This is a genomic window from Paenibacillus violae, assembly GCF_032461945.1.
GTDB lineage: Bacteria > Bacillota > Bacilli > Paenibacillales > NBRC-103111 > Paenibacillus_E > Paenibacillus_E violae.
Window position 1 is genome coordinate 208,408 of record NZ_JAWCUD010000011.1, and the last position, 17,048, is coordinate 225,455.

The following is a 17,048-nucleotide window of genomic DNA, read 5'->3' on the forward strand; positions in this document are numbered from 1 at the left end:
GCAAAAGGAACAATTTTCCTGCATCCCCATATGTCGTTTACAATTTCCCCTTCTTATACACGCATACAAAAACGCCCGCAAGTTCAACCAGACTTGCGGCCGCTCTTTCACTTTTGCGCCTCGCTATACGTTTAACCGATAATCCACTTCGCCAATGCAGCCAAGTCTAGGATGTCGATAACCCCATCGTTATTGATATCCGATTTCTTATACATATTCCAATTTGGATCCGTGGACATTTTTCCATAATAAGAAGCAATAATAGCTAAATCTCCTATACTAATTCTATTATCCCCATTCAAATCTCCCGGAGTCGAAACAAGGATGGATGAAATAAATAATTGAAGCGCACTAGTTAAATCTGATGTCGCTTGTTCCAACTGTTGCTGAGTAGTAGAAGCATTATTAACTATGGATTGAGCTTTATTGATTGCCGCTTGCAGCGTAGCTTTTGCTCCGACTGGATATTGACCTGGGTGTGTACCTTCCGTGGCTGTATCGTGTTTAGTTTGTGCATCTGTAATTAGAGCAACAAGTGTGTCTTTATTGATTGGACCTGCGATTTGCACACTATAGGCGGTACCTGCAATATTCTTCTCTGCACCTTTTCCATTCGCGAAAACAACGTCTGACAACGTTAACGTTGCTGGAGCGGAAGATGATGATTTCGCTCTCATATGAAACACCAGCAAATTACCGCTAGCACTATGATCTCCACCAATTATTGCGGATAGGATTCTAATCTTACCTGGATTTGTGGATACATCCGATATAGCTACAATTTCCAAATTAGTAAGTAATGAATCTGCTGATAAAAACTCCATTTGTGCCGGGTCATACGTTAAGGTTAAATCTTGTGCGTACACACTCTCAGTCACACCAGATAATTGGTAGGTGACATCAAACGACTGACCAGAAGTAACCGTCGATGGACCCACTAACATGGTTTGCTCTTCATCATTATTGTCTGATACTTGACTTTCAATCTGATACTCACCAACTGCTACTCCATTTAAGTACACGTATTTCCCATCAGTCGAGGCATCCTTGACGCCTGCGTCGGATTGGAGATGGCCGTTGTACCAAATAAGTTTGCCGTTCATGTGAATGATTGAATTACTCCCCGATACTGGAACAGCAATGGTTCCTGTAGTTCCAACAGGCGATTGAACATTCATCACGAACTGGTGAGAACTCGAATCCTGCCCCCACTTGACCGAGAGAGGACCATACTCCGTCGGCACTTGACCTTCTGCCCATTCAAGATTGCCGCTATGGGGTTGAACGATCCAGGTCTTATAGCCAGGGTCAACAGGACCCACTCCGAGAACATATTGAGATAGCGCAAAGGTAGGGGTCGTCGCCCAACCGTGCGCAAGACTGGTATCCGCTGTAGGTTCTCCGCTCACCCCTACATTTTCCCATAGCGCCCCGGTATAATAAGGTCCCTCTACAACCATCTGCACCCACATGCTGTTAAGCAGGCGCATTGCATTATCTGTGTCATTAACGGACAAGCGTGCCAGCAATTCAAATCCAGAGACATATGGGCTGATTATGTTTGAAAGCCCTGTATTGGACGAGAAAGGATGTGGCCCCTGCGCAGTCCACAAGGTCTTCTTCATAGTTTCCAGCATTTCAGGCACGTGATTCTTTGGTGCAATATCAAACAAAATTGCAAAAGCATTCGCATCCTGCCCAATTGTTCCGCGAATTTCTGTGCTCACATCATAAACACCTGTCGTCGGATTAAACAAGTTTGTGTTGATTGCCTTCTTGAGGGTTGCTGCTTGGTCTGTATACTGTTCGGCGAGTTCCGTATGCCCTAGCGCTTTCGCCATTGATGCACCATCCAACAGCGTCTGATAATACAGCGCATTAAAGGCCGTAACTCCTCCTTTTTTGGGTCCATCGTAATAGTCCCAATCATTTCCGTTGCTTTGATCTGTAATAAACAATCCTTGGTTGTTGACCTGTGATGCGCTCCAAGCGAGTTCTCGTTGAACAACAGGCCATTCCTGCTCCAAGAACGTTTTATCACCTGTGTATAGATAATATTCAGCCAAATCTCTTACAAAGTACATCGAATACGAGGCGGAATACGCATACATTGTAGTGCTGTTGAGAGGTCCTGTGTGCAAAGGCACCTGCGGCGCAATAGCACCAGGTAGGTATCCGTTCGCCCCTTGGTAACTGCCAAACAACTCCAGTGAATCCCGCATATACTCATTTGCAGCAGTTGTTACAAAGACAGTTGGCCCCAAGGTACTTAAATCTCCAGACCAAATAGCACGATCGCGCTTGGCACCATCCACTAATAACGAGAGCGTGTTCTCTCCATTGTTGTTAGGTATGCTAAAGTCATTTAACGCAGAAGAATCGCCAAAAGAATTTTCATACAGAACTGCTCCTGCCAAATCAGTAACCTTTAAATCCTTGAATTTGGCCTTTTCCCCAGAGAACTCTCTGAAGCCGAACGTCCCAGTCTGCAAATTTGGCATACCTGACTTTAAAGTCGTTGTATCAAAACTCGCCACCTTTTGCCCATTGATATACGTAGTCACGGTATTCCCTTGAACAACCGACTCTACATCATAGTAAACCCCAGGTGTCAGACTGTAAGGCATCTGAACATTACCAATCACTTGATAGCCGGTTGAAGTATAAACCACCTGTTGCAAAGTATTGGGGGTACCCACTGTGTCATTGGAAGCATTCAAAATGAACAAATAGTAAGATTCCGGAGCTGCCCGTAAAACCCAGCCAGATTGGTTCTGATCGATTGCCGTTCGGAAACTGACTCTATAGTCCGACCAATTACTGCCGATTTCCAGATATCCAGGTCCTGCACTCGTTCCTCCAGTCGTCAACGTGTTGTCCTCAATTGTCCATATGGGTGGTTCTGCCGTTCCAGGTCGTACTTGGTTGAGTTGAGCGGTATATGCTCCTGCGTACCATATCCGATTAAGTTGGTCGGAACTAGAAATAAAATAACCTTTATAATCATTCGCATTGGCGAGATAAGGTTCGAAGTAAATCCCAACAGAACTGAGTGAAACGCTTCCAGGAGAAGTTAATGTAATTTCTTCATAGCGTTGCCCACCCTGAATGTACTGGTTAGTGACCGTGCCTGGGCCAGTAATCGTATAAGTATCATACCGTTTAGGATCACCGCTTGCCCATGGAGAACCGCCATCTCCAGTGGGGCTTATAAACTTTTCAGACTCACTATATCCAGCTTGCAAGGTCGGTGAACCCGTAGCTGCGGTTACTTGGAACTTTGGCACCCCACCTACATCTTTACCGTAATCCATAATAATTGTGGGATTTGGACCACCCGGTAACATTGTTAACGTCGTCACACCTGTTCCGGAGTTTACTAGAGCTTGGGGATTGGTTACATCACCGGAAATGCTTACAACTTTCACAGGATGAACATCCCTTGACGTAGGAGCCTGCACATATTTTTGCCAGTTTGGATTCGAGGGCCATAGATTCGTTTGCATGGTTTGTGTAGTTTGTGCAGAAGCCGTATGCCCGCTCAGTCCTAGTATGGATAAAAACACTAACACTGAAGTAAGCAAGTTAAGCTTTTTTGAGATCTTCAAGTTTGTTTTCCTCCTATAATAAATATTAGATTGATTGGCGGAATAAACCGGAGTTAACAGTAATATCGCCACCCTCGATTTTTGGAATTTTAATGATAGCGTTCTCTTTTTAAACTATGATTCTTTTTGCAATTCCTCCTCTCTCGAATAACTTTCTTCCAAGTAATTAAATTATAAATGAATGGTTTTATCACTGAATAGGGATACAATCTTTGGAATAGGTGTCTATTCTTTATCTATTGATTCACTATGTATCTATCGAAAACAAGTGGAAATATCCCTAATAACGATGCAAATCAATCGCTCGATTAGGGATATTATTAGACTGTAATTAACAGCATCTTAACCGGATAGGTCCAAATAAACCATAAGGAATAAAATCATATTGCTCTGCGCTCGGCTGCCCCACTTTAGGCGCTTGCTTCCAACAACTTGGCCTCGCTAATGTCATCGTTCCAAACCCAAAGTGGAGCAGGTCTGTACATCGCGGGCGGGTTTTGAAACATCGCTTCATCCTCTCGCATCACAGTATTCCCCCTTCTCGTTCAACCTTTTGAACCGATTCCAATTCATCACAACATCAGTTGGTGCTGATAACGTTCTCGATATTCTGTTGGTGTACAGCCAACCCATTTCTTGTAAGACGAGCCCTAAATACCTCATCAAGCTGTGATGACATGCCAGATAACTCACGAATATGCTCATGGACCGTAGACACGCCAATCGTAATTGGATAGCGTACATGTTGCTGAATCATATAGTGCTTCTCGGCCATTTTTACATCGGCCAATCACGTTGTCACTTGTACCCATCTGCGCAATTAAAAAAGACAGACCCTGTCGAATCAACTTTTCATCATCAACAATAATGATATTCACATCGGTTCCTCCTGTCCTCTTGTCATTGGCAGCTTTAGAGTTACAATCACTATATTCGGTGTTCATACTGAACCATATGATCCATTGTAGTTATTTCTTTTCCTCAATTTCTTCTTTAAATAGAATACCTAAACTTCCCCCATTGCAACCTCCAAATAGAACACCATTCGTTAAATCGCAATTTTGAAACAGTTCCCCAACTCCTTATCCAAAATTGAGCATCAAAAATAAACGATAAGATCGAATAGGAAACGATACTTAATACCTGCATAACGATGTAGTTCTATTCTCCAAATAACTTGCCTATCCCATTATCGTGTACACAACAATAATATCAACATACTCAGAACCAAAAAATGCATAAAAAAGGATGAATGTGAAAGAATAGGATAATTAGTTATAGGGGGCATCCTATGTCAAAAAAATTTTGGTTGAAGAAGATGTTTGGTAAGACACAAGCCAAATCTACTGCTCATCTACCTAGGGAACAGAGCAGTAACCCTAACAATGAACCACTTGAGGTTGCGGAGTGTATTGATATTAGCAAGCGGTTGGAGTGGTTTCAGCAAAACCTTTCCAACTCGTCCGATGTCCAGTACCACAAGTTTGTAGCAGGACCAGAAGTAAGATGTTCTCTGATTTATCTAAAAGGCATGATTGATCATAAAACTGTTGAAAAAAGCGTTCTCGGAGTCATAACAACACTAGACGCCAGCATGTCTATTGAACAATTTATTAGCCTAATTATGGACAAAAAGCATTTGCCTATATCCGAGCAAAGTATTCAATATACTTTGAAAGAAGCTCTTCGAAAGCTTTTAAACCGGGATGCCTTACTCCTGATCGACGGCGATCCGAGAATACTTGCTATTTCAGTGGTTTCCTTTACAAAAAGAGCTATTGAAGAACCAAAAAATGAAACCGTTATTCGTGGACCACGAGAAGCATTTCTGGAGGATCTAGAGACGAACCTAACCTTGCTGCGCCGACGAATGAAATCTCCCTCTTTTAAAGTGGAAATGATGCATATAGGTACAGAAACGAGTACTTCCGTTGCGATAACATATTTGCATGGAAAATGCAGTCAACAGTTGGTCGAAGAAATGAAGAGGCGTTTGTCCTCTATAGATATCGACGGCATACTAGCGACAAGCTACATTGAAGAATGTATCGAAGATAATCCCTATTCTCCCTTCCCTCAATTGCAATTAACAGAACGGCCCGATGTCGTTAACGCTGCATTGTTGGAAGGACGTATTGGTGTCTTGGTAGATGGAACTCCAATTGCGCTTATTGCACCTACAACGATTTTTATGCTCATGCAGGCAGCAGAAGATTATTACCATCGATATATAGCCGCAAGTTGGATTCGTTATATTCGATATTTCTTTCTATTCGTCTCTTTGTTACTACCATCCGCATACATAGCTATCACAACATTTCATCCCGAAATCCTTCCCGAGAGACTGCTAATAACTTTGGCATCTTCAAGAGAGGTAGTGCCGTTCAACTCATTTTTCGAAGCGTTTATGATGGAACTTTCATTTGAAGCACTACGGGAGGCATCTGTCCGAATTCCGAAAACGATCGGGCAATCTGTTTCGATCATTGGAGCCTTAATTATTGGTACAGCAGCAGTTGAAGCCGGTATTGCATCCGCAGCAATGGTCATCATCGTTTCGCTAACCGGAATCTCATCATTTATCATCCCACATTTTGAACTTGGATTTTCATTTCGAATGTTAAGATTTCCAATAATGATTCTCGCTGGCATTCTAGGCTTATACGGTATCGCCTGTGCTATGATTTTGATTTATCTGCATTTGTTGGAATTGCGTTCTTTCGGTGTTCCCTATCTGGCTCCGGTTGCTCCGCTTGTCCCAAATGACCTTAAGGATACGTTAGGAAGAGCACCTTGGTGGAAGTTAACCACCCGAACGAGTTTATTTGGCTTGAGCCAAGGTGGTATACGACAGCCGACCAACTCCCGAAAATGGGCTCAATCCTTAGAAGATAATCACCTCGAGGAGGAATAACAAACTTCCCATGATACGAAGACTTATTAAACTTCTTGTTATTAGCCTTTCATTTAGTCTAAGCGGTTGTTGGTCCTCTATCGAGATTAATCAACGGTCTTTTGCAAGATTTATGTTCATCGATAAATCAGATATAGGAGTGGAATTAACCCTGGGATTTCCGCTCCCCAATCGTATGGTTACTAGTAAAGCTGGAGGAGAAAATAGTTCCCCTCCATTTACATATGTCACAAAGTCAAGTGAAGATATTAGTAGAGCTTACAGTAAAATTCTGTCCGACTTACCCCGTCGGGTTACCTTCGGGCAAATGCGTAATATCTTTATCAGCAAACAATTAGCTACTGAGGTAGGATTGGAACCGTTTATCGATTTTTTGTCCCGGCAACCAGCCCTCCATCTGAATGTTAATTTATTTGTAGTTGATGGTAATAGTAAAGAGGTTGGTTCCATTCCCATGGTCTTCGAACGATTCCTGACAGATATCCTGTTATCGTACACCAAAGAAAAGATCGTACATGCAGTTACAATTAAGAATATGTTGACATCCATTTATCGCAAAGGTGACTTTGCCTTACCGATACTGTTCATTGGCAAAGCAGGCGTGGAATTTGAGAAGGAGGGGGCACAATGGATGGGGACTAGCGGGATGGCTATTTTCAGAAATGCCAAAATGGTGGGCACCTTTGATATGAAGGAAACCAAAGGTGCCCGATGGCTTTTTGATGACGTCTATCACGCTCAATATAGGGTCATTTCTCCAACTGACGGAAAGTTAGTTACCTTGATGGTGCGAAGCTCTAATACGAAGATAGTACCAAGTATTAATAGCGATCATATTCAAATGAACATCCTATGCCGCGGCGACGCTACTGTGATGTCATCGGAGTCTAATATCGATTTAACGAATCCTCGGGAGCTTAAATCGCTTGAACAAAGCTTTGAATCATTGCTTGAAGGAATTATAACCAAAACCATTATAAAGTCAAAAGCGATGAAAACTGACGTGTTTCAACTTGGTCAATTAATAAAGTGGCGATATCCTAACGAATGGAACTCTGTAGAGGACAACTGGCGAAACACGTATGAATCAAAAATAGTCATCGATCCACAAGTAGACATATCCATTAAACGGATAGGGGCCGTGCAGAAACCTGAATGGAATCGATTTCTTCATCAAGATGAGGAACACCAATGATGATAATCGTACTCATTTTTTGTGCAATAGGTTACTTGGAATGGAGGTATCTAAAGCGCAATAACCGAAGCACAAAAACCTTCGGTATAGTGCTGGCTTACGTTTTCTTCATTATGCTATTTCTATTAGTCCTATATCTATTCAGGAATAGCTGGACGGTTTTCAATTTGATGAAAGCCGTTTTCTACCCGTTACAAAAAATCATTTTCTTGGAAGATTAAAGGAGTAAAGCATTGAATAATAAAATTACACCCTCGCAAGTTTATATGTTCTTTTCGCAGGTTTCGTATGCGACAGCGATCGGCATCTTTGTAAGACAGATCATTAAACAAGCCCAATTCTCAGCCTGGATTTCCATCATCTTAGGAGGGCTTGTCGGTCTAGTTATCTCTTACTGCGCTTACTTCCTTTGCATAAGAAGGCCTACACTTTTTTTCGGTCAGTATGGTAAAGATATTATGGGTAAGTGGATTCATTATCCATTATTTGCGACTGTCATCCTCGCCAATTTAATTTGCGGAGCCATGGTCTTAAGGTATTTATTAGATTTTATTGGCGAAATTTATTTGCCGGGCACACCGAATTGGGTCATTGGCAGTGTATTCACTTTCTGCTTAGCTCGAGCCGTACGCTCCGGAGCCATCACTTTATTTCGGAGTGCACAGGGGTTGTTTTTTTTCAGTATAATTGCCATTTTGATTTTACCATTTATCCCTATAAAGGATTTGAACTTCGATATGGCTGTTGCATTTATACACAATATTAATATGCCAGGTTCATGGAATGGAGGTTTGATCATGGGAGGATTAATCGGGGAGATGAGTAACATTGTTTATTTCTTTCCATATATGATACAACCAGGTAAGTTAATGAAATCATTCAGTTGGGCGACCATCACAGTTGTTTTCATTACGCTCAGCGATGTGATTTCGACCATCTTACTTTTCGGTCCAGAGTTAACTGAAAACCTGAGTTCGCCTACCCTTGAAGTCATTCGCTATACACGATCAGGATCTTTTTTGGAGAATCTCGATCCTCTGTTACTCATATTTTGGATATACAGTATGTTTCTAAAAGTAAGTCTCTTTTTGTACGTAGCCGTTAGCAGTCTAACGCATACATTCGGTCTGAAAGATCACAAACCATTTACTTATGCCACAGCCACTTTCATGGCTGGTATTGCGTTATTTGCTTTCCAATCTACAACCGTTCTTGTGGATGTAATGAATTATGGTGCTGCCGCTCTACTCTTGTTCTTGGATACTATTCCTTCTCTCTATTTGATGGTTGATCTGCTTCGCTCATTATTAAATAAAAGGAATGCCCCTACAAATCCTTTACCTAATAAATGATTGCTGCTTCTTTATGAGAATTTAAAGTAATTCAGCTTTCTGATATAGTTCAGCCTTTTGTTCTTTCGATGACATTGACGCCTTTTTTCATGAAAGTTGCAGCAACTGGAAAGGCCTCATAGAGAGGTCCGGAATGCAACATATTGCAATGGGCACAATAATAAATAATCATTTTTGCCTTCGACCTCCTCCATCATCTTTGGTGTATATAATAAATTTTTTTCATAAAGTTACATCTGGTAGCGTTTTCAATAAATAAGGATTTTGTCATATTAAAAAATCGGGTTGCATTCCAAGGTTTTAAGCATCTCAAGTATGCTGATTCCATCGCAAGCTCTTGAGGAGATGGGGTACAACGGCGAGCCGATTCAAATGTACATCTACAGCAAAAACAGTGAAGATGCCCAGCGGATTGGTGCGCAGTGCGCCAAAGCCGGAATTCGCATCGAGCTCACCACCCGAAGCATGGGGGAAATGATGCAGATGATTCACGAAGCCGATCTCATTTTTTATCACATTTGCCTGGAGAGTGAGTACGATCTTCATATTATTCAGACGCTGAATCTCCTAATATTTTCCTTATATTGTAACATAAACTAGCACCTGAATCGCACTGCGTTATCCTGCCCGTTCGTTTAACGACCACGTGAAAAACATTTACTAATCCAACCTATAACTCCACCGCGATTATGCACCTATGTTTGTGTCGTCGGACACCTAGACGGGTTGGCAAGGCGCAAAAAACAAAAAAAGGCTTGGCGCAGTCGCCAACCCTCTTCACTATACATTGACCGATTAGAAGCCCTGCTCCAGATCCCAGCTCATGTAGTTCTGCGTAGGACCAAAGTTCGCATCGAAACCGTACGCATCGAAATGCACCTTGCCGCTCTCGTATACCTTTGCTGTTACATAGGAATAGTAACGATCCGTATCCTTACCGGTCGGCTTCACGGCTTCAAATGGCGAACCACCGGAGCCTACAATGATTTGGTACGCGGAGCCGTTATTCGGACGGCTGATATCCGTTATATGTTCATGACCGCTCAGGTACGTCGCTTTATTATCTTCAATCACCTTCCAGAACGCATCCGCAGCAGATTTATCTGCGTCAAGGCCCCCCGGTTCTGTAATTGAAGGATCATAGATATACGTGTAAGCCATTTTATGGCCAAATACAAAGTTGTGCTTCATACCACGAGCTTTGGCAGCTGCCAGGTCTTTAGCCAACCACTCAGTTGGAGCATGCGAATCGTTTCCTGTCGGATCTGTATTGATGATGGCGAAGTGCGATCCTCGGTAGTCGAACGAATAATCGAGCTGCTTTTGGTTTGTGGAAATTTTGTCTACATCCCCGATTTGCGGAAAATTGTTCGGATCGAAGCCAGCGATGTTGTCACCGAGGATTTGCGAAAACCGCTGCGAATCAACGATAATGTCGCCCATGTTATCACGCCAGGTGTTCTCGTTTGACTCTGTAGCTTTTTTCACCGTTTTTCCATTATCATCCTTGTACTTGTCCTGCATCTCATGATTGCCAGGCACAGGGAATACGTACATGCCGTGCTCGAAGGCCGTTCCAACCACACCGCGCCAGTAGGCGTACTGACGGTTCAAGTAATTGACGTCGGAGTTTTTCGAGTATCCCAAAATCATATCGCCGTTAAAGAGCAGCATGTTCGATTTCTTGGCCTCCATCTCATCAGTCATGCGGGTCAGTACTTTTGTATTGACCATCCACTTCAGATCCTGTGCGGAAGCTCCAGGATAGCCGTCTTCGATGCGGCAGTCACCCACAGAGGAGAACGTGAACAACAGCTTGTCGCTACCCTTGAGAGCATCCTGAATCTGCTTCAGAGTCGCAGGAGAAATTTGCGTCGCTCCGTTCATAACGTAGGGTGCTTTATCCAGCTTAACCGCTTGACCTTTGATCGTCGCATCAGTCGAACCCACCTTGAGGCTGGCTTTGCTGCCGGCCACGTCAACGATAATCATCTGGGTATCATATGCCCAGCCTAACGTGCCGTTCATACTTTCCATTGCCGAACGGAGTGCAATATCAGTGTCTGCGGCACTTATGGCGGAAGCTCCTCCGGCCAGCATAGCGGTCATGACTGAAGCCGCTCCAATCCGCTTCAACATCTTCTTCATCGAATCTCTCCTTAAAATATTTAAATGCATAGTTTCTACTATATATGAGTTATGTAAAATACGTTTTTATGCTATTTTAAAAATTTGTTAATGTTTTCATAATGCACTCGTATATTTGCTATACAATAAATCTGAAATGGTTAACAGCTTTAAAACACTTTGACGTGGAAAAGCCTGTTGAAACCCAATATCTGAGACTTGAATCTAACCTTAGAGTCCCCCTAAATCTCATCAAAAAAAAGTGGATATTTCCGTTCATCAGAAGCGGATGTCCACATATGATTTGTAACAAAATATGAAAATATAGTAGAATCATAGGCTCGTCAACGAAACATGTAAATTAATATTACATTGTATATGTATGTTCGCCCCTTCAGGAACTCCGACCCAGCATATCCGAATCGGAACTTTTCAACTAAACTGCTCGTACTTCAACAAAAAAGGAACAGTTACCAGCACGAGGCAATCTGCTCCATATTTGAACCAACAGTTAATGTATTAACCTTTATATTCACTATCCTTCTTCATGCCTTTATAGAGGCTTATCGGCAGCGCGATTATTAAGAAAATTAATGTCGGGATCATTAACCATAATATTGCGCCTCCTTCAGCTAACAGGCTAAACCAAAACCCGAAGTAAATATTTACTATAAATAATGGATAATTTAAGCTCCTCAAAAAATTACCTCACTTGTAACGATTGCTTCTTAATTAATGCTGTTTTTCTTCCGTCCGGAAAACACAAAGAATAGTGTCCCGTTATAGTTCCTGTGCACCATTTCATTGAAGTAAACCTGCTTGTTTCAGGTACTCTTCAGCTACTCGGCCTGCGGACATTTGTTGAACGTTAACTTGATAATTCATTTTGCGCATTTCATCGTCGGTAATTTTATCGCCTAGCTTATTGAGAATTCGTTCAAGCTCCGGATGTTTTTTCAACGTTTCGTACTTCATGAGCGATGCACCCTGGTAAGGCGGGAAAAGTTTTTTATCATCATCAAGAACAGTCAATTGATACTGCTGGATCTCGCTATCAGTTGAATACGCATCAACGAGATTAATGTCTCCAGTTTGGATTGCCGTGTAACGCAACTTCGGTTCCATCGTTTTAATATTAGCAAAATGAAGCCCGTACAATTTCTCAATGCCACGATACCCATCTTCTCGATCGGAAAACTCCAACGTCATGCCTGCGCGTATTTCCCCAGAAACTCGATTTAAATCGGATATGGACTTGAGTTGCTTTTCTTCAGCCATTTGCTTTGGAACGGCCAAAGCATATGTATTATTATACTTCATTGGATGCAGAAGGATCATATTGCTCTTATGATAAATACCTGCTCGGGCCTGCTCATATACTTTTGAACTCTCCGTACTAACGGCATTCTCTTTAAGAAAAGTTGAAACGATTGTCCCCGTAAACTCCGGGTAGATATCAATCGCCCCGGAATTAAGTGCTTCGAAAACAAACGTTGTTTTCCCTAAACCAGGTTTCAATTGAACTTTTAGGTTTGACTCTTGTTCTATAAGTAGTTTGTACATGTTGATTAGTATTTCTGGCTCAGCACCTATCTTAGCACCAATCACAATCACTCCTCCGGTAGTCCCCCGTAGCAGTTGAACTAGTATAAGAATTGTGCATATAAGGCCAACACCAACATAAAAACGTAATTGAATTAGCGAGGTACGCCCGGCGAAACGCAACAGGGAATCAGACGAAATAGCCAGCAAAGCAACAGGTACAGCACCAAGGATTATCAGATCATGGTTGTTCCTATCGATTCCTAGTAAGATTAAATTGCCTAATCCTCCTGCTCCAACAAGCGCTGCAAGTGTTGTTGTACCTATAACAAGTACCGTTGCCGTGCGAATGCCGGACATAATAAACGGAAGCGCAAGCGGGAGTTCAACTCGCCAAAGTCGTTGCCAACCATTCATTCCCATGGCATCGGCTGCCTCAATTAAATTTCGATCAATTTGTTGAATACCTGTGTACGTATTGCGCAAAATCGGCAATAAAGAATAAATAACGATTGCAATAATAGCTGGTTTTTTACCAATCCCAACGAAAGGAATAAGTAATCCTAACAAAGCTAAGGAAGGGATTGTTTGCAGCACTGCCGATACTCCAATTATTCCTTCAGCCCAGCGTGGATGTCTTGTGCCGTAAATGGCAATGGGAATAGCTATAACAACTGCAGTAATCAGAGCAATAAACGAGATTTGGATATGTTCACCTATGGCTACAAATAGCTCAGATTTGTGTTCCATAAAAGCTTGATACAACGCATTCATTTATTCAACCCTTCTTCCCTGCAGCCATTATCAAAAGTCGAACCAACAAATTCCTTCACAAAATTAGTAGATGGATTCTCTATAAGTTCCTTAGCAGAGCCTACTTGAACGACATTACCAGCTTGCATTAAACAGATACGGTCTCCAAGTAGAACAGCTTCTTGTATATCATGGGTGACAAACAAAATTGTTTTAGAAATTGTTTTTTTTAATACAACCAAATCCTGCTGCAATTGGTCGCGGCTAATTGGGTCCAGCGCGCTGAACGGCTCATCCATCAGGACAATATCTGGATTAGCAGCGAGTGCTCGAACCACGCCTACTCTCTGTTGTTGTCCGCCAGAAAGTTCAGCAGGTCGTCTATTTCTATAGGTAAATGGGTCTAATCCAACCATTTCAAGCAGTTCATTTACTCGTATATGAATGGCTTTTGTACTCCATCCACGCAGTTCAGGAACGATCGAAATATTTTTCTCTATTGTCATATGAGGAAAAAGGGCTATAGACTGCAGCACATATCCGATATTACAGCGTAGTTCATGGATGTTGTAATCTCTGATAGATTTATTATTAAGGAATATTTCACCTGATGTCGGTTCAATCAGTCGATTCACCATTTTCAGCATTGTTGTTTTCCCAGAACCGCTAGGCCCAATAAGAACAAAAAACTCTCCTTTTTCTATATGCAGATCAACTCCTTGCAAAGCAGAAGTCCGTTCGGAATATTGCTTAGATACTTGCTCGAAGCGAATCATGTACTTCCTCCTATTTGACTAATCCAATTACACAGTATGCTTTCTATTTGTTAAATTTAAGTACTATACATTGCATATCAAAAGGGAATCGTCATGTATTATTTGTTTTAATAACAAAAATTATGCCATGTTTATACGAATATCAATCAAATAAGCGACCTCCCCTCGACTGATATTCGAGAAAAGATCGCCATTTAGCATGCATGCACATTAACTAACATAAAACAAAAAGATTTACCTTTAGATTTCCAGAGATGAAATGCTTATTTTAGTACTACCTAGGGATATTTTCAATAGCTTATTACATACACCGACTTGATAGATAATTCCTTCTTTCCAATGAAAAGCAGTTGTAAAAATTATCTCATTTTGAATAAGAGGTCCGGAATGCAACATATTGCAATGGGCACAATAATAACTAATCATTTTTGCCTTCGACCTCCTCCATTAGTCTAGATAGTAGGCTGTTCTTAAAATAAAACCAAATTTTATTCGTAGGCTGATCATAACCTTGAAACAAAATTAGTTGGAGTTCTCTTTTCCATTTTAATATCTAATATCTCATGGATATCATCTTTGGTGTAAGTAATATAAGTATTTTCATAGAGTTATTCTGGTAGCGTTTTCAATAAATGAATAAATTCTTAATCTAAATTTTGTAGAAAAACCTCTGACCACTTATTTGCCTCTATTAACGTCAGTCAGATTCAGTAATCTTTGCGATCTCTTAACAAATGTACATAAGAATAAGCACTAATATTGACTTTGTCATGGTTATTTTCTTCTCACTTGGTTAACATATTGATAGTTTGAATGATCGAGCTTGTACTACTCTTCTCTAGGCACTAATGATATTATGAATCATATGAAGTAATGTGAAAAGTACACACTTTTTTGTTATATAGTAACCAAATAGTTACAATTAAAATGGGTAGGTGTTATATCAAATATGAAAACATATTATTGCGACTTAGAGATTTCATTGGAGGTTATTGGAGGTAAGTGGAAGGGACTTATTTTGTACCATTTAATAAAGGGGCCAAAACGAACAAGCGAGTTAAAAAAACTTGTTCAAAGCATTTCTCAAAAAATGCTAATTCAAACACTTCGCGAATTAGAGACTGACGGACTCATTCACAGGGAGACGTATAAACAAGTACCTCCTAAAGTTGAATATTCAACTACTGAACTTGGTCAGTCGCTCGAACCTATGCTGAGAGCACTTTGCTCCTGGGGTGGCGATTATGCAGAAAAAACATTCTCTGAGGGTGAGTATCAAATTTTATCCGTAGAATAATGTTAATTCAGTTTCAAATATCTCTATTGGAATATAGATTCAATTCATTTTAATGGGTATTCATAATAGTTGAACTTTTTATAACTTAAAATGCAGTCCTGTGAACACTATTTTTGGTGTTTACAGGACTGTTTAAATTCATGCTGTCACAGCAATTTTAAGAAAGTAATCAAATAAAATATTATAAGTTGAACTACCATCTTAATTCTTATTTAAATTCAAAATTTGAACCTCACCCTTAGCAAAGGTTTCTTCAACATAATTCTGCCCCCATTGGCAAAGCAATCTCAATGCAGGCTCAAGTGATTGTCCGAGTTCTGTTACAGAATATTCGACTCTAGGAGGGACTTGTTGGTAAATCGTCCGAGTAATCATTCTATCTGTTTCTAATTCTCGAAGTGTTTGGATGAGCATTTTTTGAGTAATACCTTGAACTCGTCGCTTAATTCACTCGTTCGTTTGGGAACTTTCGTAAAATGATACAAAATTTGCATTTTCCATTTTCCCCTGAGTATTTGCATTGCCACTTCAATGTCACAATAATATCATGATTTTTTTGCCTTCACTTTCTGATTCAAACGAAGGCTCAAGAAGGTTACAATTGAAGCAGCTAATGCAAAGATTCCTCCCACCCATGAGACATGAATTAGTCCCACGTTAGTAACAATCAAACCACCAATAGCAGATCCGATAGCAATACCAAAATTTATGGATACAGGGTTTAATGATGCTGCTAAATCCCTTGCTGCTGGAAAATGCTTCTCTGCTAACTCAACAAAATAAATTTGACTTGTAGATCCTTGGACAAAATGGCAAATTCACTGGTCCCCAATACAAAGGTTAATAAAAACAAACTAAATATCAAAATTTTCTGTTGTTTAGATAATTCACTTTTATTCATTATTTACTCCCCCAATCATATTATTGAATATTCTTCGTACCCCGGTGTTTTTGCGCCCCCTATAATCTGTTAAGAACATCTTACAAACGACATTATGAATTAAAAGTAACAATAGTAAAAGTACCCACTTATTTGTTATATAGTAACTTATAAGTAATTATTGTATTAATGAGTAAGCTAAATCCTTGTATATCGCGGTTTTCACATTTTCAGGTTAAATATTGAAAAGTTCCATTGACAGAGGAAACATAAAAAACTGCTAAACCTCATTTTAACGGGCTAATGCTTCCTTGATTTTATTAAGATCAAAAAAATCAAAAGTTTGTACTTATCGTGCAGATAGATAAACCTGCATGTTTGACTTACATTCCCTTGACAGTATTCTGCAAAAAAAAGTGCTGCCTCCTCAAGGATTTTGAGTGACAGCACCTTCTTGAATAACTATCTGAATTTTTTATTGATTTATATTCTTTTCTTAATACTGACCTGCTCCTCCGTCTACAAACAAATCGATCCCGTTAACGTATGCACTGTCGTCCGAAGGAAGAAATTTCACTACCTTAGCAATATCTTCCGGTGTTCC

At 40.6% G+C, this 17,048-nt stretch carries 9 protein-coding genes and 3 pseudogenes; 5 read left to right on the forward strand and 7 right to left on the reverse strand.

Annotated elements, in window-relative coordinates:
• Positions 1–131: 131 nt before the first annotated feature.
• The gene (locus tag RQP52_RS27275) at positions 132–3,608 is read right to left on the reverse strand and encodes an alpha-L-rhamnosidase-related protein (protein WP_315954766.1); all 3,477 of its coding nucleotides are present in this window, start codon (positions 3,606–3,608) and stop codon (positions 132–134) included.
• Between the two features lie 580 nt (positions 3,609–4,188).
• The gene (locus tag RQP52_RS27280; protein ID WP_315954767.1) at positions 4,189–4,398 is read right to left on the reverse strand and encodes a hypothetical protein; all 210 of its coding nucleotides are present in this window, start codon (positions 4,396–4,398) and stop codon (positions 4,189–4,191) included.
• Between the two features lie 501 nt (positions 4,399–4,899).
• Here RQP52_RS27280 and RQP52_RS27285 point away from each other — a divergent pair.
• The 4 genes from RQP52_RS27285 (at position 4,900) to RQP52_RS27300 (ending at position 9,669) form a co-directional block, all read left to right on the forward strand.
• Positions 4,900–6,522 (forward strand): spore germination protein, encoded by a 1,623-nt coding sequence (locus tag RQP52_RS27285; protein ID WP_315954768.1) that lies wholly within the window; start codon positions 4,900–4,902, stop codon positions 6,520–6,522.
• 10 nt (positions 6,523–6,532) lie between these two features.
• Positions 6,533–7,717, forward strand: coding sequence for a Ger(x)C family spore germination protein (locus tag RQP52_RS27290; RefSeq protein WP_315954769.1), 1,185 nt, complete (start codon positions 6,533–6,535; stop codon positions 7,715–7,717).
• Positions 7,718–7,950: 233 nt separating this feature from the next.
• Complete coding sequence (locus tag RQP52_RS27295; RefSeq protein WP_315954770.1) at positions 7,951–9,069, forward strand: GerAB/ArcD/ProY family transporter; 1,119 nt, start codon at positions 7,951–7,953, stop codon at positions 9,067–9,069.
• Positions 9,070–9,384: 315 nt separating this feature from the next.
• Positions 9,385–9,669: a hypothetical protein gene (locus RQP52_RS27300; RefSeq protein WP_315954771.1), complete on the forward strand. Its 285-nt coding sequence runs from the start codon at positions 9,385–9,387 to the stop codon at positions 9,667–9,669.
• 195 nt (positions 9,670–9,864) lie between these two features.
• Here RQP52_RS27300 and RQP52_RS27305 read toward each other — a convergent pair whose 3' ends face one another.
• From RQP52_RS27305 to RQP52_RS27315, 3 genes and pseudogenes are all read right to left on the reverse strand, one after another.
• Entirely contained in the window at positions 9,865–11,217 is a 1,353-nt protein-coding gene (locus RQP52_RS27305) for a copper amine oxidase N-terminal domain-containing protein (protein WP_315954772.1), read from the reverse strand.
• Positions 11,218–11,997: 780 nt separating this feature from the next.
• Entirely contained in the window at positions 11,998–13,512 is a 1,515-nt protein-coding gene (locus tag RQP52_RS27310; protein WP_315954773.1) for an ABC transporter permease/substrate-binding protein, read from the reverse strand.
• A gap of 38 nt (positions 13,513–13,550) precedes the next feature.
• A pseudogene (locus RQP52_RS27315) lies at positions 13,551–14,267 on the reverse strand (ABC transporter ATP-binding protein); the annotation flags it as partial.
• Between the two features lie 949 nt (positions 14,268–15,216).
• Here RQP52_RS27315 and RQP52_RS27320 point away from each other — a divergent pair.
• Positions 15,217–15,564 carry a winged helix-turn-helix transcriptional regulator gene (locus tag RQP52_RS27320; protein ID WP_315954774.1) on the forward strand — a complete coding sequence of 116 codons (348 nt, stop codon included), beginning with the start codon at positions 15,217–15,219 and terminating at the stop codon, positions 15,562–15,564.
• 201 nt (positions 15,565–15,765) lie between these two features.
• On the opposite strand, the pseudogene RQP52_RS27325 reads toward RQP52_RS27320, so the two are convergent.
• Together RQP52_RS27325 and RQP52_RS27330 are read right to left on the reverse strand one after the other, a co-directional pair.
• Positions 15,766–16,085: pseudogene (locus tag RQP52_RS27325) on the reverse strand (winged helix-turn-helix transcriptional regulator).
• A gap of 855 nt (positions 16,086–16,940) precedes the next feature.
• Positions 16,941–17,045: pseudogene (locus tag RQP52_RS27330) on the reverse strand (SDR family oxidoreductase); the annotation flags it as partial.
• Positions 17,046–17,048: the final 3 nt, after the last annotated feature.